Genomic DNA, 20,291 nt, shown 5'->3' with positions numbered 1-20,291 from the left:
GCGCGGGAGGGGGCGGCCGGTAGAGTGGAAACCGGAGGGCCCTCCGCATGTCTCCAGGCTAAGCGGAGCATCCTCCGTTTGCAACCCGAGGAGGACCAGCCGTGACCACCGCCGACCCCCGGCCGCTGCGCGCCGACGCGCGCCGCAACCGCGACCGACTGATCGAAGTGGCCGCGCGGGCCTTCGCCCAGGACGGGCCGGACGCGACGCTCGGGGCGATCGCCAAGGAGGCCGGCGTGGGCATCGGCACCCTCTACCGGCACTTCGCCACCCGTGAGGAACTCGTCGAGGCGGTCTACCGCAGCGAACTCGCCAAGCTGTGCGACTCCGCCGCGGAACTGCTGGACGGCAGGGGGCCCGACGCCGCGCTGCGCGCCTGGATGGACGGCTTCGTCCGCTACATGACGACCAAGCGCGGGATGTCCGACGCGCTGCGCGCGCTCATAGCCTCCGGCAGCGACCCCTTCTCGCACAGCCGCGCGATGCTGACCGCCGCGATCACCCAACTCCTGCGGGCCGGGGCCGAGTCGGGCGTGCTGCGCGCCGACGTCGAACCGGAGGACGTGCTGTTCAGCCTCAGCGGCCTGTCCATGGCCGCGACCACCCCCGAGCACCACGCCCGGATGGAACGCCTCCTCGACCTCCTGATGGACGGCCTGCGCTACCACGCCGCCTCCGGGCGGGGCGCCCGCTGAGAACGGCGAAGGGCGCCGGCCGTGCGGCCGGCGCCCTTCGCCGTGACTCCGGCCTGGCCTGATACGGCCTGGCCTGGTCGGTCAGAGGAGCTGGAAGGACCATTCCTGCTTCCAGCCGCCCTCACAGCTCCACACCCCGAGCTGCTTGAAGTCGGAGTCGTGGGTGAGGCAGTCGTCGTCGCCGATCTGGATCCGGTACTTGCCGTTGCCGAGGCTGACGAACTCCCACTTCTGGTTGGAGGTGTTGCCCCACGCCTGCTGCTCGGCGACGTAGGTCTCGGGGTTCTCGGTGAGGTTGTACCCGAGGTCGTTGACGATCCGGTAGCGGTCCCCGCCCAGCGGCTTGATCGTCCAGGTGGACCCCTTGTACCCCAGGATCCCGCCCACGATCGGGGCGCCCCAGGTCGAGGTCTCGGTGGGGGCCGAGGCGCCCAGGCCGTTGGAGAGCTTCAGGAACAGCGGCCGCTCGGTCGGGACGGTCGGCTTGGTGTCCGGCTTCGGGTCCGGCTTCGGCTTGGGGTCCGGCTTGGGCTTCGGGTCCGGCTTCGTCGGGTTGGTCGGGTCGGTCGGGGTGATCACGCCGCCGGACGCGGACTCCAGCACCCACGCCTGCTGCCAGCCCGACTTGCACGTCCACACGCCGAGCTGCTTGAAGTCGGCGTCGTGGGCGAGGCAGTCGTCGTCGGAGATCCGGATCTGGTACTTGCCGTTCCCGACTCCGACGAGCTCCCACTTCTGCTGGGAGGAGTTGCTCCACGGCTGGAGTTCGGCCATGTAGTTGCCGTTCTCGGTGAGTTCCAGCCCGTACGAGCTGGTGATCCGGTAGCGACCGCCGCCGACCGGGGTGAGCTTCCACTTGGACTCGTTGCCACCCCGGATCCCGGCGACGACCGACGCGCCGGCGGAGCCGTTGACCGGGACGGCGCCCAGGCCGTTGTCGAGCTTCAGGGTCACGTCGGCGCCGTTGCCGCCGCCTCCGCCGGGCGTGGGCGGGTTGGTGGTCGGCGGGGTGCCGCCCCAGGCCCAGTTCTGGTTGGGCGCGTCCCGCTTGTCCTCGGAGCCGCAGGCCCAGGCCGCCACGGTGCTGCCGTTGGCGGTCTGGCCGTTGAAGTCGTCGATGCAGACGTCCTTGGACCGGTCGTCCATGTCCGCCATGTGCCGGAAACCGCCGCTGGCCGACATGTTCCAGCGCTGACCGGGGATCTCCAGGCAGTCCCAGACCTGGAGCTTGGTCCCGTTCGCGGTCTTGTTGGCCTCCAGGTCGAGGCACTTGCCGTTGGCGGCCTGGAGCTTGTACCCGTTGTAGGTCCACTTCTGGGCGTCGCTGCCGTTGCACTCCCACATCTGCACGGGGGTGCCGTTCGCGTTGCCGTTGCCGTTGACGTCCAGGCAGGCGTGGTAGCCGGGGCTGGAGTCGGGGGTCAGGCTGCCGGTCCTGGTGCCGTAGCCGGACCGCGCGGGGAAGTGGATGGTGCGCACGTCGCCGTCGCACTTGTAGGGCCGCGCGGTGCCCGCCCGGCAGGTCCACGGCTCCTTCTTGACGGTGTCGCCGTCATTGCCGATGAACGCCCAGTTCATGTAACCGCCGTCGCCGCGGTTGCGGATGGTCGAGTCCCCCTGGAAGACCCAGATCCGGAATATGTCGTAGCCGGAGGGCTCCTTCTTCTCCTTGTCCATGAAATGGTTGAGCTTGTAGGTGGTGTCGATCAACACCCCCTTCATGTCGGACTTGTACTCGTTCTTGAACCACTCGGTGTCATACAGGTCGGTGCCCACGGTCTTGAACACCATGACGTTGAACCCGGGAAACTTCGCGCTCAACTTCGACGCGGTGCTCTGGGTGAACTCCGCGTTGTCCAGCTTGTTGAGGTTGGCGGCGTTGCGCATGAGCCTGATCGTGTCGAAGGCGGATCCGATCAGCGCGGTCATGCAGTTGCCGCCGCCCACCGAGGCCGGGGTTCCGCAGGTCTTGTCCGCGTGGAGGGGTGACTCCGCGGCCTGGGCCTGCACGGTCAGGCCGGCGACCCCGGCGACTGCGGCGATTCCGCAGGCCAGGGCGCGTTTGAGGCGGGACAGGGGTTTCATGTCAGATCCATCTTTCTACTCGGCAAAGATGGATCGTAGGCATCGGAATCCTCCGCCCCGCGACTCCATACGGAATCCATATGGCGCGATCGAGAGTCTTGACGCCTTTTTACGCCACCCCGGCCGGCGGGTTTTCGGATGAACCCGAATGCCGGATGATCCGTCAACCGACTTCCGGTGGCGGAGGTGGAGTTCGGGCCATCAGGACATCGGACGCCGCCTGTCGGTGGGCAGAGTCTAGGGTGGGAGCCGCGGCCACGCCGGTGATCACCGGTGGCCGCACCGGGGCTGCTGTAGCCCGTGTCATGACGACGAACGTGGACACCGAAGGTTGGAGGACCCGCGAAGTGTCAGCATCGCCAGAGTTCCGTGGCTTCGACTTGGTGCGGCGTGGTTACGAACGCCAGCAGGTCGACCTCTATCTCAGGGCCCTGTCCGAAGCCGGTTCGCCGCCACCCCCGCCGGCGTTCGAGATCGTGCGGCGGGGCTACGACCGCGAGCAGGTCGACGCGCGCATCGCGGACCTCCTGAGCGGCAGGGGTGCCGAGGGCTAGACCTGAAGTCTCGGCTCCCGAAAGGGGCGAGGTGTCAGTCGGGCTGGATTCTCGGCAGGTCGGTCGAGACCAGTTCGGCAGCGCGCGCGGGGTCGCCGTCCGCGCGGGTGAGCAGCGCCTCGATGTCGTAGCCCGTCGGCTCCGAGGCGGCGTGGATGTCGAGGGAGCGGCCCCAGCCGCAGCGTTCCATCGAGACGGCGGCGTCCAGGTCGGGGCGGAGCCGGTGGAGCGTGCAGACCAGTTCCCAGGCGAAGGCGTCCAGGCGGGCCCGCCGGACCGGGTTGCAGGCGTTCACGGCGTCGGTGGTCCAGTCGTCGCCGGGCTCGTACTCCGGGAGGGGCGGCAGGAGTTCGGGGTCGCCCGTGATCGGCTCCGCGCTGAACGTGAGGGCGTGTGCGCCCTCGGGGTTGCCGATCAGTTCGGCCAGGAGCGGGACGACGCGGGGGTCGTGCCGACTGGCCAGTCCGTGGATCGCTTCCGTGCGGGTCTCGTCGTGCTCGTCGGCCGTCCGCTCCCAGAGCGCGGCCCGGATCGCGGGGCTGTCCGCCGCGGACTGGACGCCGAGGGTGAACGTCGCCCAGTCGCGGACGTGCGGGTCCTGGTCCTGGGTCAGCCTGATGAGGGTGTGGATGTCCGGCCCGTCCGGCAGGCCGGTGAGGACCTCCGCGAACGAGCGGGCCACCCCCTCGCGGACCTCGGCGTCAGGATGCCCGGCGAGGGCGACGAGGACGGGGACGGCGCGCGGGTCGTGCGTCTGCTCGATCGCGCGCGCCAGGGCCCGCAGCACGTGGTCGTCGGTCTCCCGCTGGGCGAGGGCGACCAGTGCGGTGGCCGTCCCGGCGCGGGTTGCCTCGTGGTGATAGCTGGTGTCGCGCAGCAGGTCGCAGCCCGCCGTGCGCTCGATCGGATCGGTCGAACCGATCAGCTCCAGGCCGAGCGGCAGCGCCGCCTCGTCGGCGGCCGCCCGCCACAGCAGCGGTGAGTACTCGTTCCAGCCGTCGTGGTCGTCCGGATCGTCCGAGGCGGTGATGGCGCGCATTGCCGACAGTGCCCGCGTGACCAGTTCCGCCACGGTGTCCGTTTCCATGCGGGCATTCTGGTGCACGAAACCGCGAGTGCGCGCGGGAATTGTCGGCCCGACCGCGCTTCCGGCTCACGGACGCGTCGACGCCGGCGGGCGTGTGCGGGTGTCGCAGGTGCCCTCGGGAAGGATCTTGACGTGGTCATGAGCAGGGGTGATCATAGCGGAGCGCCGCGCAACACCGATGTGCACGAAGGTCGTTGAAGGCGCTCGGCCTGGGTCGTCAGGGGATTTTCCGGACAGGACCCATCCCTTTCGAAGGGTCGGCGGTGCGGAAGCCGGCCGGCTGCGGAGTCGGCCTTGACGAAAGGGAGTTGGTGGACGTTACGAGGTTGCGGGTCCGTTGGTGCCGATCCGTTCGCTCGGTCGCGGCCTTCGCGGCGAGATGGTTCGGCCATGGCCGGGCTCCGGCCGCCGCCCCTCCGGTGGCACCGATGCTGCTCGCCGCCGCCCGGAACAACTCGTCCTGGTGCGAGGCGATGTGTCGGGCGCACGGGTTCTCCGGAGAGATCTCCGACGTCGCGTGGGTGAATCTGAAGAAGAGTCTCACGTACTACCCGAACCTGGTGATCCTGAGCCCGTCGATGTCCGGTTCGGAGGTTCTCGACGTACTGCGGGAGGCGCCGCTGGGGCCGCTTTTCGTCAAGGACAGTTTCGCCAACGCCGACCTCCTCCCGGGGAACTATCGCATTCTCATCGAGGCGGAGTGGATCCACCGGCCGGCCGCAGCCGCGGCCCCGGCGCAGGTGGCGTCACGGGACGGCGCCGACCAGCGGTGGCGGCGTATCACCGGCACCGATGAGCTGCGGACGTGGGAGCGGGCATGGGCGGGCGGCGACACGTCGGTGAACACGTTCCCCGAAACCCTTCTGCTCGATGACGGCGTGGTCTTCCTCGGGGGATTCTCGGGCGACGGCCTGGTGGCGGGAGCCGTGCTCCACCTGAGCCATGGTGTGGCGGGGGTGTCGAACGTCTTCGGACCCTCGGGGGAATCTCCCCGGACATGGGCCGGTCTCATCTCCTGTGCTCACGAAGAGGCACCGGGAATCGACCTGGTCGGGTACGAGCGGGACGCGGAGCTGGCGGCTGCCGAGGCGAACGGATTCTCGCCGCTGGGGCCGGTCCGGATATGGCAGCAGATCGCCGGAAGCCAGTAGATACCTGCCCGTCCCGCGCGGAGGGGTGCAGAAGAAGCCTGAAGAAGTCCGAAGAAGTCCACGGGGAGATCAGGAATGAAATCAACGACGGAAACAGAACTCGGCGGCGCGCGGAGAACCCTGCGTTTCACCATCCGCTATCTCAGCTATCCGATCCTCATGGTGCTGACACTCGGGGCATCCATCACCCTGGTCGACACCTCGTTCCCGCAGTGGGCCATCGTGCCGATGGTCACCCTGTTCGCCTCGGTGTACGTGGCCGTCCTGGAGCGGGTCCAGCCGTTCTACGAGGGCTGGAACCGCTCGCGCAAGGACGTCGTCTCGGACGCCACCTCCAGTCTGGTGGCCCTTCTGGTGGTCGCCCGGCTGATCGAGCCGCTGTTCCTCTCGGTCCTGTTCGCCGGATCCGTCCTGCTTTCCGAAGAGCTGGACAGCACGTTGTGGCCGACGAGTTGGCCTCCCGTCGCCCAGGCCGCGCTGGCGCTCCTGGTGGGAGAGTTCTTCTACTACTGGATGCATCGCTGGATTCACGGTTCGCGGGTCTTCTGGCGCTTCCACGCGGTGCACCACAGCTCGGAGCGGCTCTACTGGCTCAACTCCGCCCGGTTCCACCCCATCGACTTCTTCCTCGACGACGTGGCGATCGTCTTCCCGCTGGCCCTGACCGGGTGGACGCTGCACAGCCTCTCCGGCCTGATCATCCTCCTCACCTTCTACAACTGCCACGGCGTCACCATGCACTCCAACATGGACGTCCGTCTGGGCCCGCTGAACTACCTGGTGCCCGGACCGGAAGGGCACCGTTGGCACCACTCCAGGGACCTGCGCGAAGCGAACAAGAACTTCGGCGGCAAGGTCGTCCTGTGGGATCTGCTGTTCGGGACCTTCTACCTGCCCGCTGACCGGATGCCGCCCGAGGACATCGGCCTGGCCGACCAGGTCCGTCTGCCGGACTCCTACCTCGGCCTGCTGCTGGCTCCCTTCCGCTGGTCCAAACTTCCGCTGCGCAAGACCGAAGCGGCGTCCGGCGCCGTCCTGGTCGAGGAAAAGGCGGGCAGCGCCTGATCCCGCGGCGGGCGGCGCGTGAGCGGCACTGGGGAGCGGTGGTCGAACTCGCCGGCTTCGGCTGCTTGGCGGCGGGTGGTGGGTTGTTCCCCGGTGGTTGTTCGGCGCAGGAAGTCGGGCTGGCCGACTTCCTGCGCGGTGAGGCGTCTCGCGATCCGCTGGCTGTTCGGGGCGCCCGCAATGGCCGGCGCAAGAGGCCACTTGGGCGGGGAAAACGCAACTTCGACAGGCGTCGCGGAGGCGGCTGCCTTCACCCCTGGTCCTCGGCGATCGCCCACGGCCGCACGGGAGTCCCACCGGCTGGGACTTCCGCTGGTCGTGACGGCGATGTCCGGTGACGGTCGAGCCGGGCCACGACAGGTGGAACCCGGCCGGGCAGGTCGGAACTACCGGAGACGTGTCGCCGTCCGGACGAAGTCGGCGACGGCCCTGGACCGGCTGTGAGGTGGCCAGGCGATCACGGTGGTGACCTTCGGCGCGTCCAGCACGGGCACGGCCACGAGGTCACCGTGCAGTCGGGCTCGGCACGACTCCGGTGAGACCGCGCAAGCCCGGCCGAGCGCGACGAGCTGCAACAGCTGCGCGTGGTCGCGGACCTGGGGGCCGGGGCCGGGTGGGTAGGTGCCGTCGGGGTTGGGCCAGCGTGGCAGGGGCAGGCCCGGCAGCCCCGTGATGTCGGCCATGTGCACGTGGTCTCGGGCGGTGAGCGGATGCCCGGCCGGCAGGACCACCACCTGGCCCTCCGTGCCGAGTTCTTCGGTGTGGAGCCTGGCCGTCGAGTCGAACGGCCGGTGCAGCAGCGCCACGTCGGCCCGGCCTTCGAGCAGAAATCGTGCCTGCTCGGCCGGGCCGCACAGGATGACGTCGACGGGGACCGCGCCGGGTTCGGCGGCGTACGCGTCGAGGAGTTCCGCCAGCAGTTCGCTGGACGCGCTGGCTTTCGTGACCAGGACCAGGCCGGGGCGGCCGGTGGGGGAAGCGGCGGCGCGGCGGGTCCGACGCTCGGCGGCGTCGACCGCCTCCAGGGCCGCCCGGCCCTCGACCAGCAGGACCGAGCCGGCCTCCGTCAGCGTGACGGTACGGCTGGTCCGATCCAGCAGCGCTGCCCCGAGCCGTCGTTCGAGCTGCTGGATCGCCCGTGACAGCGGCGGTTGCGCGATCCCGAGGCGCTGCGCGGCGCGCCCGAAGTGCAGCTCTTCGGCGACGGCGACGAAGTAGCGCAGTTCCCGGGTCTCCATCCGGCCACGGTACTCCGGATCAATACCCGGACGGTATCGGTGTCGACCCGATCGGTCTTGGACCCCGACCGGGGGCCGACGGCAGCATGGCCCCATGAGCGAACGAACGACTGCGCTGGTCACCGGCGCGAACAAGGGAATCGGCTACGAGATCGCCGCGGGCCTGGGCGCGCTCGGCTGGAGCGTCGGCGTCGGCGCCCGCGACGACCAGCGCCGCGAGGCCGCGGTGGAGAGGCTGTGCGCCGCCGGCGTCGACGCGTTCGGCGTACCGCTGGACGTGACCGACGACGCGAGCGCGACCGCCGCCGCCCGGCTGATCGAGGAACGGGCCGGGCGCCTCGACGTGCTCGTCAACAACGCCGCCATCACCGGCGGCGTGCCCCAGGAGCCCACCCGGGTCGATCCCGCCACCATCCGGACGGTCGTGGAGACCAACGTGATCGGCGTCATCCGCGTCACCAACGCGATGATGCCGCTGCTGCGCCGCTCCGCCTCACCGCGGATCGTGAACATGTCCAGCAGCGTCGGCTCCCTCACCCGCCAGTCAGGAGCCGCTGCCGAGCAGACGGCGGGTCCGGTGGCCGTGGCGTACGCGCCGTCGAAGACGTTCCTGAACGCCGTCACCCTCCAGTACGCCCGGGAGTTGAGCGGCACGAACATCCTGATCAACGTCGGCTGCCCCGGCTACGTCGCGACCGACCTCAACGGCTTCCGCGGCGTGCGCACCCCCGAACAGGGCGCGGCGATCGCGATCAAGCTCGCGACCCTGCCCGACGACGGCCCGACCGGCCAGTTCTTCGAGGACGCCGGCGTAGTGCCCTGGTGATGCGTACGGCGGCTTCACCCGTCGGGGTGAGGCCGCCTCGCCCGCACGCTCGTCTCCGGTTCCGCCGACGCGGAGCCGTTCCGGTACTCCGGAGATCGGTACCTGTTCGTAGACAGGGTCGAACTACCGGTCGGCTGGCCGGAATTGGTCTCTACTGGGGCACCTTGCCCGTCTCTAGACTCACCAGTAACCGGTCGGCGGTGGCACCGGGCTCTCCGGTCATGCATTTCGGAATGCAGAGAAAAGGGGACGGATTTCATGCGCATGGGACGAATGACCGTTTTGGCGGCACTCATGGCCGGCGTCGTCGGTACCAGCCTCGCCGCAGCATCTTCGGCATCCGCCAAGGTCACGGCGGAGGGCTGCAACTCGAACAGCATGCGGATCGTTCGTGGGGCCAGCGCCCAGTGCTTCACCTGGGACGGAGTGCAGGGCGGGACGAGCGCGGGCAGCTACCTCCTCGTCAATGACTGGTACAACACCGTCAGGGCCGGGCAGTACAGGCTCACCGTGAGCTGGCACGACACCGTGACCGGCCAGTGGTTCGCCCCTTCGATCACGGCCGGCCAGGAGTCCAACCAGCCGAGCTCCAACAGCGTGCTGTACAGCATCACGTTCAACAGCCGCTGACCCGGTTGGGCTGTCTTCAGGCGTGGTGGTCGAACTCGCCGGCTTTGGCGGCCTGGAGGAAGGCGGCGAAGTCGGTGGGGTGGTGGGGAGGGTGAGGTGGCCCTGGTCGGACTCGCGGAGTTCGACCTGGCCGTCGGTGGTGCGGATCTCCACGCACTCGTTGTTCGCGGCGCTGTAGCTGGATTTCTGCCAGTTGGTGCCGGTCGTCTGGGCCCCGTTGGTTGTTCGGCGCAGGAAGTCGGGCTGGCCGACTTCCTGCGCTGTGGTGTGTCCAGTGCTGTGACCGGGATGGTCCGACGTGATCGGAAGGCGGCTCGCGGGGCGAGCGCACGTGCAACGGCTGGTATTACTGGGGCATGCAGGAAGAGACGGCACGCTCCGCGATCGACACGTTCATCTCCGCGTTCAACGCCTCGGACGACAGCTATGTGACTGCCCTGCTCTCCCAGGCCCTGACCTCAGACGTGGTCTTCTGGGGGCCGTTGGGTCGCAGCGAAGGAATCGCGGCGGTCGAGCAGTTCGTGCTGGACATCCGGCGCCACCCGGCGGGGGCCGGCACGATGGCGCGCTGCTCGGCGGTGGACATGCCTGGCGAGTGGGCCCGGTACCAGTGGGTCTTCACCACGCCGGATGGAGGCCCCCGTCTGGCGGGAACGGACGTCGTCCATCTGCGGCGGAGCCTCATCGACCAGGTCATCGTCTTCGCGGGGGAGATCGAGCCGTCCGCCTCCTGAGCCGTCCTTCTGCCGCTGTCCTTCTCGTGAACCTGTCCCTTTCGGCACTCCGGGGCTGCGGTTCGCGGTCGGTCAGGCTGCGGCGTCGAGGGGCGCCGGTCCCAGCGGCGAACCTACGCTGTCACAGCCCTAGGCGTGGTGGTCGAACTCGCCGGCTTTGGCGGCCTGGAGGAAGGCGGCGAAGTGGGCGGGGGTGGTGGGGAGGGTGAGGTGGTCCTCGTCGGACTCGCGGAGTTCGACCAGCCCGTTGGCCGTTCGGACCTCCACACAGTTCTCGACGTTGCCGCTGAAGGACGACTTCTGCCACTCGGTGTTGGTCATGTTGGCCTCCATTGTTTGGGCGGTGGGGAGTTGCGGCCCCTCGCGCAGAGGTGCGCGAGGGGCTGGTGGGGTGTCTAGGCGTGGTGGTCGAACTCGCCGGATTTGGCGGCCTGGAGGAAGGCGGCGAAGTGGGCGGGGGTGGTGGGGATGGTGAGGTGGCCCTCGTCGGACTCGCGGAGTTCGACCAAGCCGTCGATGGTGCGGACCTCGACACACTCATTGGTCGCGCCGCTGTAGCTGGACTTCTGCCACTTCGACTCAGGCATAGCTGTCTTCCACTTCTTTCTTGACTGATCGGATGAGGTCCCGCGACTTCTCCTCGGAGAGCGCAAGGGAGTCCATGCGAGCGAAGATCGCCCGATGTTTGGCCAGGTCTGCTGGGGACTCGAAGAACAGGACGCCTTGGGCGACATCCATCTGGACGGTATCCAACTCGGGAATGGGACCCTTCGCGAACGTGAGGTTCTCGGAGGCTCCAGGGAAGGTGGCGACAGCGAAGGGCACTACGCGGATTGAGATCCCGCTGTGCTCGGAGTCTTCGACGAGCGCGTCCAACTGCTCGGAGAGCACCTTGGGTCCGCCGAACTGCATTCGCAGCGCGGCTTCGTGGATGAATGCCTGAAGTGGAGTCTTGCCCGAGCGGACGATCTGCTGTCGTTGCACCCGGAACGCGGTTCGGACGTCGATGTCCGGGCGGGACAGCGGGGGATAGACCCGTGTGAAGACTGCGGAGGCGTAGGCGCCGGTCTGCAACAAGCCGGGGATGTAGGTGGTCGTACAGGTGGCGAGTGCTGTCGAGTAGCCTTCGATCTCCGCGACCTCGATAAAGTCCGTTGTCAGGACCTCGCGGTACTCCTCCCACCAGCCTCTCCCGCGCTCCGCGATTATTTCGGCGAGGGCGTCGATCAGCGGGCGGTTGGCGCAGTTGCAGGCTGCGGCGATGATGCTGAGGCGGTCGACACTGATGCCGATCCGTCCAGATTCCATCTGGGTTACCTGGGCTGGACTCATGCCGACGATACGGCCGAGTTCTGAGCCGCCGTAGCCAGCCTGCTCGCGCATCCTCCGTAGCTCGGTGCCAAGCCTGCGCTGGCGGAGTGTCGGGTTGGAGCGTGGAGGCATGGGTTCCTTCCGAAGGTGCAGTCCGGCCAAGTGTGCCGCGCTCGTCGAGCGCCGGTCCACCAGTTACCACCATAGGGGGAACTTCCCGAGAGGGTAGAAATTTGGATACTCAGCTGCGCTATGGTCAATGTCACAGCGATCCGACGGACCGTCAGTGGTGCTCGCTGGCCAGCGTGTCCGCCGTTTCCTCTCCTTCACCATCACGCCTCGGGAGAACTCCCATGCGTCACCTCAACACGCCCTCCCTCGCCATCGCCCGCCAGTCCCTCCGGGACGCGATGGGTCGTTGCGGGTACTCGCCCTCGGCCACTGCGGACGCCGAACTCGCGCTCGTCGAAATGCTCGTGAACGCCTGGCGGCACGGCGGCACCCCCGCGCCGCTCGTCCTCATCCTCGCTGTCGGCCCCACCCTCCGGGTGTCCGTCAGCGACGAGAGCCCGGACCTCCCCAAGAAGCAGGAGCCGGCGCCCCTCGCCCAGTCCGGTCGGGGCCTCCAACTCATCGAAGGCCTCACCCACCGCTGGGGCGTGGACCCCCAGGAACGCGGCAAAATGGTGTGGTTCGAGCTGGACGCCGCCTGATGTCCTTCCCCCTCCTGCGCCGTCGCCCCATGCTGCCGACCGACCCCCGGATCCGGCACTACACCGACGACCACATCCACACGCTCCTCGCCGAAGTCCAGGAGCGTGGCCGGAGGTTCGGCCTGATCTGGCCCTCGGCCACCACCGACAAGACCATCGACGGCCGCATCCTCGTCCGCTTCAACGCCGCCCCCGCCTCCACTCTCCTCAACCTCCTCTCCCTCCTCCTCGCCGCCGAACGAGGCGACGACTCGTGCGTTTCCTGATCGCCACCGCCTTCGCCGTCCTCCTCGCCCTGGCGATCGCCACCGTCGTCCTGGGCGTCATCACCGCCCTCCGCGCGACCCCGCCCGACGAGGACACCTAACCCCCACCCCCACCCCCACCCCCAGCCCCCGCCGCCCAGCCGTCGGGGGCTGAGGGACGATTGGGCACGTGGCACAGCGGAGATACGAGTACGCCCCGGCAGGCACCCTGCCCGGGCTGTTGCAGCGCGGCCGGGGCCTGGGCGCGCAGATGGCGGCGGAGGACCCGGCGGCAGCCGCCGACCTGGTCTACGGGTGCATCCGCTGGGACTGGCGCTGGGACCGGCAGGTGGACGACCGGCACCTCTACCTGGCGCGGCTCGTCCGGGACCTGGAACTGCCGGTCGGACCGATCGTCGAACTGCTGACCGGGGACGAGGACACCTGCCTGCGGGCCACCGGAGTCCTGGAGCTGCTGGCGCTCGGCGGCTCCGCCGAGGCCCGGGACGCACTCCGCACCCACGTCCGCGAGGGCGAGCACCGGGTGGCCGTTCTGGAGTCGGTGGCCGTGGTCTGGCCGCCCCAGTGGTGGGAGGACCTGGCGGCCGGGCAGGACGTCCGTGACGGGCAGGACGTACGCCGGCGGCGTGGCCCCCGCGGCCCCCGCGGTTCGACGGACCCGGCCCCCGAGCGGGACAGCGCGAGCCCGCCCGCCCTGCTGCCGGAGCACGGCGGCGGCGCGAGTGATCCGTCCATGGCGACGGGCGAGCTGGAGCGGCAGTGGGCGGCCCAGGAGTGGTGCGGCCCGATGCACACCGCCCGGGGCCTGGCCCGGTTCGGCCCCGACGCCTCCGGGGCCGCGTCGCTGCTGCGCCGCTTCTGGCTGTGGACGCCGCACTCCTCCGAGCGCCCCGCCTACCTGGAGGCACTGGCCGCCGTCGCCCCCGCCGGGCTGGCCGAGGTGTACACCGAGTGCCTCTGGGACTGCGAGGCCGACGCCCGCCTCCTGGCCGTCGCGCACGCCCCCGACCGCCCCCACGTCCGGGAACGCCTCGCCCACCTGCGGGACGACCCGATGGAGGTACCGGAGGTCCGCGAGGCCGCCGGGGCGCGACTCGCCGGGCTGAGCTCGGGAGGCTCCGAGCGGGAGGGAGCCGCCTCCGAAGGGGAGCTAGAGTAGACGCGTGAACGCGTGAGTGATGGTCCGGACCCCGTGAGGTGGTTCGGGCCACATCTGTTTCCAGGCACCCCCTGTGACCTGCGCGTTCGCCGGCCCACCAGACCCGCACTCGCCTCCGGAGGCCCCGCCTTGAGCGATCAGCCGTTCGCGCATCTGCACGTCCACACCGAGTACTCGATGCTGGACGGTGCCGCCCGGCTGAAGCAGATGTTCAAGGAGGTCGAGCGGCTGGGCCAGACCCACGTCGCGATGACCGACCACGGGAACATGTACGGCGCCGCCGAGTTCCACAAGCAGGCGACCGCCGCCGGGATCACCCCGGTGATCGGCATCGAGGCGTACGTCGCGCCGGAGTCCCGCTCCAACACCAAGCGCATCCTGTGGGGCCAGCCGCACCAGAAGCGGGACGACGTCTCCGCCTCCGGCGCCTACACCCACAAGACCATCTGGGCCCGCAACAAGGAGGGCCTGCACAACCTCTTCAAGCTGACCTCGCGCTCCTACGCCGAGGGCTGGCTGGTGAAGTGGCCCCGGATGGACAAGGAGCTGATCTCCGACCTGTCCGGCGGCCTGATGGCCACCACCGGCTGCCCGTCCGGCGAGGTGCAGACCCGGCTGCGCCTGGGCCAGTTCGACGAGGCGGTGAAGTCGGCCGCCGACTACCAGGACATCTTCGGCAAGGAGAACTACTTCCTGGAGCTGATGGACCACGGCCTCGACATCGAGAAGCGGGTCCGCGACGGGCTGCTGGAGATCAGCAAGAAGCTGAACATCCCCCCGGTCGTCACCAACGACTCGCACTACACCACCGAGGCCGACGCCGGGGCGCACGACCTGCTGCTCTGCGTGCAGACCGGCAAGAACCTCTCCGACCCGGACCGCTTCCGCTTCGACGGCACCGGCTACTACATCAAGTCGGCCGCCGAGATGTACGCCCTGGACTCCTCGGACGCCTGGCAGGAGGGCTGCCGCAACAGCCAGCTCCTCGTCGCCTCCCGGGTCGACACCGAGGGCATGTTCAAGTTCCGCAACCTCATGCCGCGCTTCCCGATCCCGGAGGGCTTCGAGTCCGAGGCGGACTTCTTCAAGTCCCAGGTGTGGAAGGGCATGGACTGGCGCTTCCCGGGCGGGTACGACGAGGAGCACAAGAAGCTCGCCGAGTACGAGATGGACACCATCATCCAGATGGGGTTCCCGGCGTACTTCCTCGTGGTCGCCGACTTCATCATGTGGGCCAAGCAGCAGGGCATCGCGGTGGGCCCCGGCCGTGGTTCGGCGGCCGGCTCGCTGGTCGCGTACGCGATGGGCATCACCGACCTCGACCCCATCCCGCACGGCCTGATCTTCGAGCGCTTCCTCAACCCCGAGCGCATCTCCATGCCCGATGTCGACATCGACTTCGACGAGCGCCGGCGCGGTGACGTGATCCGGTACGTGACCGAGAAGTGGGGATCCGACAAGGTCGCCATGATCGTCACGTACGGCACCATCAAGGCGAAGGCCGCCATCAAGGACTCCTCGCGCGTCCTCGGCTACCCGTACGCGATGGGCGACCGGATCACCAAGGCGATGCCGCCGGACGTGATGGGCAAGGGCATCCCGCTGTCCGGCATCACGGACAGCAGCCACCCGCGCTACAGCGAGGCCGGCGAGATCCGGGGGCTGTACGAGACCGACCCGGACGTGAAGAAGGTCATCGACACCGCGCGTGGCATCGAGGGCCTGATCCGCCAGCCCGGCGTGCACGCGGCCGGCGTCATCATGTCCGCCGAGCCGCTGACCGACCACATCCCGGTCTGGACCCGGCACACCGACGGCGTCACCATCACGCAGTTCGACTACCCCACCTGCGAGGGCCTCGGCCTTCTCAAGATGGACTTCCTCGGCCTGCGCAACCTGACGATCATGGACGACGCCGTCAAGGCGATCGAGAAGAACAAGGGCATCAAGATCAACCTGCTTGATCTGCCCCTGGACGACAAGCCGACCTACGAACTGCTGGCGCGCGGCGACACGCTCGGCGTCTTCCAGCTCGACGGCGGCCCCATGCGCTCGCTGCTGCGGCTGATGAAGCCCGACAACTTCGAGGACATCTCCGCCGTCCTCGCGCTGTACCGACCGGGCCCGATGGGCGTCAACTCGCACACCAACTACGCGCTGCGCAAGAACGGCCAGCAGGAGATCACCCCGATCCACCCGGAGCTGGAGAAGCCCCTGGAGGAGATCCTCAAGCCGACGTACGGCCTGATCGTCTACCAGGAGCAGGTGCAGAAGGCCGCCCAGATCCTCGCCGGCTACTCGCTCGGCCAGGCCGACCTGCTGCGCCGGGCCATGGGCAAGAAGAAGAAGGAGATCCTGGAGGCCGAGTTCGTGCCCTTCCAGAAGGGCTGCCGGGACCACGGCTACTCGGACGCGGCGATCCAGGCGGTGTGGGACGTCCTGGTCCCCTTCTCCGGCTACGCGTTCAACAAGGCGCACACCGCCGGGTACGGGCTGGTCTCGTACTGGACGGCCTACCTCAAGGCGAACTACCCGGCCGAGTACATGTCCGGCCTGCTGACGTCCGTCAAGGACGACAAGGACAAGTCGGCGATCTACCTCAACGAGTGCCGCAAGATGGGCATCCAGGTGCTGCCGCCGGACGTCAACGAGTCGGACTCGGACTTCACCCCGCACGGTGACACGCTCGTCCGGTTCGGCCTCACCGCGATCCGCAACGTCGGCGGCCCCGTCGTCGAGTCGATGATCCGCACCCGCAAGTCGAAGGGGAAGTTCAGCTCCTTCCCGGACTTCCTCGACAAGGTGGAGTCGGTGGTCTGCAACAAGCGGACCGTCGAATCGCTGATCAAGGCGGGCTCCTTCGACTCGCTCGGGCACACCCGCAAGGGCCTCAGCGCGCAGTTCGAGCCGATGATCGACAACGTCGTCGGGGTCAAGCGCAAGGAGGCCGAGGGCCAGTTCGACCTGTTCGGCGGGGACGCCGTCTCCGACGAGCCCAGCTTCGGCCTCGACGTCGTCTTCTCCGAGGAGGAGTGGGAGAAGTCCTTCCTGCTCACCCAGGAGCGCGAGATGCTCGGCCTGTACGTCTCCTCGCACCCGCTGCACGGCATCGAGCACGTGCTCGCCGACAAGGCGGACTGCGCGGTGGCCGACCTCGCCGAACGGCCCGACGGCACCATCGTCACCATCGGCGGCATCATCTCGGGCCTCCAGCGCAAGATGACCAAGCAGGGCAACGCCTGGGCGATCGCGACCGTCGAGGACCTCGCGGGCTCGATCGACTGCATGTTCTTCCCCGCCAGCTACCAGCTGGTCTCGGCCCAACTCGTCGAGGACGCCGTGGTGTTCGTGCGCGGCAAGCTGGACAAGCGGGAGGACGTGCCGCGACTGATGGGGATGGAGCTGTCCGTCCCGGACCTGTCGAACGCGCACGCCGAGGCGCCGATCGTCATCAACATCCCGAGCGTGAAGATCACCCCGCCGCTGATCGCCCGGCTCGGCGAGGTGCTGGGCAGCCACCGGGGCACCACGGAGGTCCGGGTGCGGCTGGAGGGCCGGAACAAGACGACCGTGCTGCGGCTGGACCGGCACCGGGTGAAGTCGGACCCGGCGCTGTTCGGGGACCTCAAGCAGCTGCTCGGGCCGAGCTGCCTGGCGGGCTGAGCCGGTGACCGATCCCCCGGGGGTGCGCCCCCGGGGGATCAGCCGTGCCCGCCCAGGCCCGGGGGGACGGCCGTGTGCAGGGCGGAGACGAAGGCCGAGATGGCCGGGTGCGAGCCGGCGCCCGCGCGGAAGGCGGCCCGGGTGCGGCGGTACATCGGCAGCCGGGTGAGGACCACGCCGGGCGGGGGCTGCGCGGCGCCCAGCTGCGGGACCAGGGCCACGCCCTGGCCGGCCGCCACCAGGGCCAGGACGGTCGCGAAGTCGTCGATCTGGTGCCGGATCCGGGGCGCGAACCCGGCGGACTCGCAGGCCCGGACGGCCATGCTGTGGCAGAGCGTGCCCGGCGGGGCCATGATCCACGGCGCGCCGCGCTGCTCGGCGACGGTGCCCGGGGCGCGGGCCGCCAGGTACATCGGCTCGGTGAACACCGGACGGGTCACCGCCAGGCCCGGCTCCGGATCGGCCGGGACCAGGTCGTACTCGTGGACCAGCGCGACGTCCAGCTCGCCCGCGCGCAGTGCCGCCGCGACGCCCGCCGGATCCACCTCGGTCACCATCGGCTCCAGGCCCGGATGCCAGGCGGCCAGCTCGCCCAGCACCGCCGGGATGATCGCGCGGGCCGCCGACGGATAGGTGCCGATCCGCAGCGGGCCGGCCAAGCCCCGCCGGGCGTGGGCGAGTTCGGCGCCCGCCTGCTCCAGCAGGGCGAGCACCGCCTCGGCGTGCCGGACGAGGTTGCGCCCGGCCGGAGTGAGCGCGACCCGCCGCCCGGTGCGCTCCAGCAGCGGGACGCCCGCCTCCTTCTCCAGGACGGACAGCTGCTGGGACACCGCCGAAGGGCTGAAGGAGAGCGCTTCGGCGACGGCGGCGATGGTGCCGAGGTGGGCGAGTTCGCGCAGCAGGCGCAGGCGTCGGACGTCGAGCATCGGCTCAGCTTACGAGAAGCATCACGAATGTGAACTGGACCTGGGTGATCGGCGGGCCGCAGGATCGTGGCCATGGAACTCACCGGCATCCACGTCCCCCTGATCACGCCCTTCGCCGCGGACGGCACGGTCGCGCTGGACGCCCTCGCCGTGCTCGCCGCCGAACTGCTGGAGGCCGGCGCGGCCGGGCTGGTCGCCCTCGGGACCACCGGCGAGCCCGCCGCGCTGAGCGAGGACGAGCGCTGGGCCGTGGTCGAGACCGCCGCGGCCGCCTGCGCCGCCCGCGGGGCCCTCCTGACCGTCGGCGCGCACGGCGGCGACACCCGCTCCACCGCCGAGTCGCTGGCCGCGCTCGGCAAGCGGGTGCCGCAGGCCGCGGCCGCGCTGGTCACCGTCCCGGCGTTCCTGCGGCCGGGCGAGGCCGGGACGGTCGCGCACTTCCGGGCGCTCGCCGGGAGCAGCCCGCTGCCGCTGGTCGTCTACCACATCCCGTACCGCACCGGGCAGCAGCTGTCCGCCGCCGCGCTGCTCGAACTCGCCGCGCTGGACGGCGTGGCGGGCGTCAAGTACGCGACCGGGGGAGTGGACCGGACGGCGGTGGAACTGCTCGCCGCCGCCCCCGCCGACTTCGCGGTGCTGACCGGGGAGGACGCCTTCCTGTCGCCGCTGCTGGCGCTTGGCGCGGCCGGCGGCATCCTCGCCTCCGCCCATCTGGCCACCGCCCGGTTCGTCGAGCTGACGCGGGCCTGGCGGGCCGGGGACGCCGCCCGGGCCCGGGCGCTCGGGCACCGGCTCACCGGGCTGGCGCTGGCCGCCTTCGCCGCGCCGAACCCGACGGTGATCAAGGGCGTGCTGCACGCCCAGGGCCGGATCCCCACCCCGGACGTCCGGCTGCCGCTGCTGCCGGCCGGGGAGGCGGAGGTCGAGGCCGCGCTGAAGCTGGTGAGTGGTCTGGACCACTAGCGCTCTCTCACACCGTGGAACACCAGGCCGCCGCACCCGCGTGACAAGGCATGATGGGCAGAGTGCGGCTGTAGACAGCACCATCCAGAGGAGTAGTCGGAATGAAGATCGGCATTGTCGGGGCCACCGGCCAGGTCGGCGGAGTGGTCCGCGAGATCCTGGCGGAGCGCGCTGGTCGTGAAGGCGGACTGGGCCCGGTCGAGCAGCTGCGGCTGTTCGCCTCGGCCCGCTCGGCCGGACGCACCCTGCCGTGGCAGGGCACCGAGGTCACCGTCGAGGACGCGGCCACGGCCGACTACACGGGCCTGGACATCGTGATCTTCTCGGCCGGCGGCTCCACCTCCAAGGCCCTCGCCCCCAAGGCCGCCGCGGCCGGCGCCGTCGTCATCGACAACTCCTCCGCCTGGCGCCGCGACCCCGACGTCCCGCTGGTCGTCTCCGAGGTCAACCCCGGCGCCATCGCCGACCGGCCCAAGGGCATCATCGCCAACCCGAACTGCACCACCATGGCCGCCATGCCCGTGCTGCGCCCGCTGCACGAGGAGGCCGGCCTCGCCGCGCTCGTCGTCTCCACCTACCAGGCCGTCTCCGGCAGCGGCGTGGCCGGCGTGGCCGAACTCCAGGACCAGGCCGCCAAGGTCGTCGACGGCGCCGCCGCGCTCGCCCACGACGGCTCCGCCGTCGAGTTCCCCGAGCCCAAGGTCTACCAGCGCCCGATCGCCTTCAACGTGGTGCCGCTGGCCGGCTCCATCGTCGAGGACGGCTCCAACGAGACCGACGAGGAGCAGAAGCTCCGCCACGAGAGCCGCAAGATCCTCGGCATCCCGGACCTCAAGGTCGCCGGCACCTGCGTGCGCGTCCCGGTCTTCTCCGGCCACTCGCTCCAGATCAACGCCCGCTTCGAGCGCCCGATCAGCCCCGAGCGCGCCGCCGAACTGCTCGCCGCCGCCCCCGGCGTCGAGCTGTCCGACATCCCCACCCCGCTCCAGGCCGCCGGCCGGGACCCGAGCTACGTCGGCCGCATCCGGGCCGACGAGACCGTCGAGCACGGACTGTCGCTGTTCGTGTCCAACGACAACCTGCGCAAGGGCGCCGCGCTCAACGCCGTCCAGCTGGCCGAGCTGGTCGCCGCCGAGCTCAAGGGCTGACACCCGGCCCCGCCGGGCCGCGGGCGCTCGCACCCCGCGGCGAGCGCCCGCTCGCACTCCCCGGCGTGACCAAGGGC

General features: G+C 69.9%; 20 protein-coding genes. 13 read left to right on the top strand and 7 right to left on the bottom strand.

Annotated features, from left to right (window positions below; translation table 11 throughout):
* Window positions 1–101: 101 nt before the first annotated feature.
* Window positions 102–695: a TetR family transcriptional regulator gene (locus ACIO9K_RS25205; protein WP_363618898.1), complete on the top strand. Its 594-nt coding sequence runs from the start codon at window positions 102–104 to the stop codon at window positions 693–695.
* 81 nt (window positions 696–776) lie between these two features.
* On the opposite strand, the gene ACIO9K_RS25200 is transcribed toward ACIO9K_RS25205, so the two are convergent.
* Complete coding sequence (locus ACIO9K_RS25200) at window positions 777–2,780, bottom strand: ricin-type beta-trefoil lectin domain protein (RefSeq protein ID WP_400333316.1); 2,004 nt, start codon at window positions 2,778–2,780, stop codon at window positions 777–779.
* Between the two features lie 305 nt (window positions 2,781–3,085).
* Here ACIO9K_RS25200 and ACIO9K_RS25195 point away from each other — a divergent pair, with 305 nt between their 5' ends.
* The gene (locus tag ACIO9K_RS25195; protein ID WP_363618900.1) at window positions 3,086–3,334 is read left to right on the top strand and encodes a hypothetical protein; all 249 of its coding nucleotides are present in this window, start codon (window positions 3,086–3,088) and stop codon (window positions 3,332–3,334) included.
* A 34-nt stretch (window positions 3,335–3,368) separates the two neighbouring features.
* Here the strand turns inward: ACIO9K_RS25195 and ACIO9K_RS25190 are convergent, their stop codons facing one another.
* Window positions 3,369–4,421, bottom strand: a complete 1,053-nt coding sequence (locus tag ACIO9K_RS25190; RefSeq protein ID WP_400333313.1) for a HEAT repeat domain-containing protein — start codon at window positions 4,419–4,421, stop codon at window positions 3,369–3,371.
* 428 nt (window positions 4,422–4,849) lie between these two features.
* Here ACIO9K_RS25190 and ACIO9K_RS25185 point away from each other — a divergent pair, with 428 nt between their 5' ends.
* Window positions 4,850–5,572: a hypothetical protein gene (locus ACIO9K_RS25185; protein WP_400333310.1), complete on the top strand. Its 723-nt coding sequence runs from the start codon at window positions 4,850–4,852 to the stop codon at window positions 5,570–5,572.
* Between the two features lie 75 nt (window positions 5,573–5,647).
* Window positions 5,648–6,637, top strand: a complete 990-nt coding sequence (locus tag ACIO9K_RS25180; protein WP_400333307.1) for a sterol desaturase family protein — start codon at window positions 5,648–5,650, stop codon at window positions 6,635–6,637.
* A gap of 386 nt (window positions 6,638–7,023) precedes the next feature.
* Here ACIO9K_RS25180 and ACIO9K_RS25175 read toward each other — a convergent pair whose 3' ends face one another.
* On the bottom strand, window positions 7,024–7,875 hold the full coding sequence (locus ACIO9K_RS25175; RefSeq protein ID WP_400333304.1) for a LysR family transcriptional regulator: 852 nt from the start codon (window positions 7,873–7,875) through the stop codon (window positions 7,024–7,026).
* Window positions 7,876–7,969: 94 nt separating this feature from the next.
* Between ACIO9K_RS25175 and ACIO9K_RS25170 the strand changes: the two genes are divergently transcribed.
* The 3 genes from ACIO9K_RS25170 (at window position 7,970) to ACIO9K_RS25160 (ending at window position 10,065) form a co-directional block, all read left to right on the top strand.
* Window positions 7,970–8,701, top strand: coding sequence for an SDR family NAD(P)-dependent oxidoreductase (locus tag ACIO9K_RS25170; protein WP_400333301.1), 732 nt, complete (start codon window positions 7,970–7,972; stop codon window positions 8,699–8,701).
* A gap of 273 nt (window positions 8,702–8,974) precedes the next feature.
* On the top strand, window positions 8,975–9,331 hold the full coding sequence (locus ACIO9K_RS25165; RefSeq protein ID WP_400333459.1) for a hypothetical protein: 357 nt from the start codon (window positions 8,975–8,977) through the stop codon (window positions 9,329–9,331).
* Window positions 9,332–9,687: 356 nt separating this feature from the next.
* Complete coding sequence (locus ACIO9K_RS25160; RefSeq protein WP_363582862.1) at window positions 9,688–10,065, top strand: nuclear transport factor 2 family protein; 378 nt, start codon at window positions 9,688–9,690, stop codon at window positions 10,063–10,065.
* 129 nt (window positions 10,066–10,194) lie between these two features.
* Here the strand turns inward: ACIO9K_RS25160 and ACIO9K_RS25155 are convergent, their stop codons facing one another.
* The 3 genes from ACIO9K_RS25155 to ACIO9K_RS25145 all read right to left on the bottom strand — a co-directional run bounded on the left by ACIO9K_RS25155 (window position 10,195) and on the right by ACIO9K_RS25145 (window position 11,508).
* Window positions 10,195–10,386: a DUF397 domain-containing protein gene (locus ACIO9K_RS25155; protein ID WP_400333298.1), complete on the bottom strand. Its 192-nt coding sequence runs from the start codon at window positions 10,384–10,386 to the stop codon at window positions 10,195–10,197.
* 74 nt (window positions 10,387–10,460) lie between these two features.
* The gene (locus ACIO9K_RS25150; RefSeq protein ID WP_400333295.1) at window positions 10,461–10,652 is read right to left on the bottom strand and encodes a DUF397 domain-containing protein; all 192 of its coding nucleotides are present in this window, start codon (window positions 10,650–10,652) and stop codon (window positions 10,461–10,463) included.
* Window positions 10,645–11,508 (bottom strand): helix-turn-helix transcriptional regulator, encoded by an 864-nt coding sequence (locus ACIO9K_RS25145; protein WP_363582855.1) that lies wholly within the window; start codon window positions 11,506–11,508, stop codon window positions 10,645–10,647. The genes ACIO9K_RS25150 and ACIO9K_RS25145 overlap by 8 nt, the downstream gene beginning before the upstream one ends.
* 221 nt (window positions 11,509–11,729) lie before the next feature.
* On the opposite strand from ACIO9K_RS25145, the gene ACIO9K_RS25140 reads away from it, so the two are divergent.
* From ACIO9K_RS25140 to dnaE, 4 genes are all read left to right on the top strand, one after another.
* Window positions 11,730–12,089, top strand: coding sequence for an ATP-binding protein (locus ACIO9K_RS25140; protein ID WP_363582853.1), 360 nt, complete (start codon window positions 11,730–11,732; stop codon window positions 12,087–12,089).
* Window positions 12,089–12,355: a hypothetical protein gene (locus ACIO9K_RS25135; protein ID WP_400333291.1), complete on the top strand. Its 267-nt coding sequence runs from the start codon at window positions 12,089–12,091 to the stop codon at window positions 12,353–12,355. Before ACIO9K_RS25140 ends, ACIO9K_RS25135 begins: the two co-directional genes overlap by 1 nt.
* Window positions 12,356–12,524: 169 nt before the next feature.
* Window positions 12,525–13,514 carry a hypothetical protein gene (locus ACIO9K_RS25130; protein ID WP_400333288.1) on the top strand — a complete coding sequence of 330 codons (990 nt, stop codon included), beginning with the start codon at window positions 12,525–12,527 and terminating at the stop codon, window positions 13,512–13,514.
* Between the two features lie 129 nt (window positions 13,515–13,643).
* Window positions 13,644–17,177, top strand: coding sequence for a DNA polymerase III subunit alpha (gene dnaE, locus ACIO9K_RS25125; RefSeq protein ID WP_363618910.1), 3,534 nt, complete (start codon window positions 13,644–13,646; stop codon window positions 17,175–17,177).
* Window positions 17,178–17,215: 38 nt separating this feature from the next.
* Here dnaE and ACIO9K_RS25120 read toward each other — a convergent pair whose 3' ends face one another.
* Window positions 17,216–18,103: a LysR family transcriptional regulator gene (locus tag ACIO9K_RS25120; RefSeq protein WP_350885762.1), complete on the bottom strand. Its 888-nt coding sequence runs from the start codon at window positions 18,101–18,103 to the stop codon at window positions 17,216–17,218.
* A 72-nt stretch (window positions 18,104–18,175) separates the two neighbouring features.
* Here ACIO9K_RS25120 and ACIO9K_RS25115 point away from each other — a divergent pair, with 72 nt between their 5' ends.
* Entirely contained in the window at window positions 18,176–19,066 is an 891-nt protein-coding gene (locus ACIO9K_RS25115; protein ID WP_400333284.1) for a dihydrodipicolinate synthase family protein, read from the top strand.
* 101 nt (window positions 19,067–19,167) lie between these two features.
* The gene (locus ACIO9K_RS25110) at window positions 19,168–20,214 is read left to right on the top strand and encodes an aspartate-semialdehyde dehydrogenase (RefSeq protein WP_363582845.1); all 1,047 of its coding nucleotides are present in this window, start codon (window positions 19,168–19,170) and stop codon (window positions 20,212–20,214) included.
* Window positions 20,215–20,291: the final 77 nt, after the last annotated feature.

It is taken from the genome of Kitasatospora sp. NPDC087271 (assembly GCF_044744605.1).
In the GTDB taxonomy this organism is placed as follows: domain Bacteria; phylum Actinomycetota; class Actinomycetes; order Streptomycetales; family Streptomycetaceae; genus Kitasatospora.
This window is presented reverse-complemented; position numbering and strand designations above follow the sequence as displayed.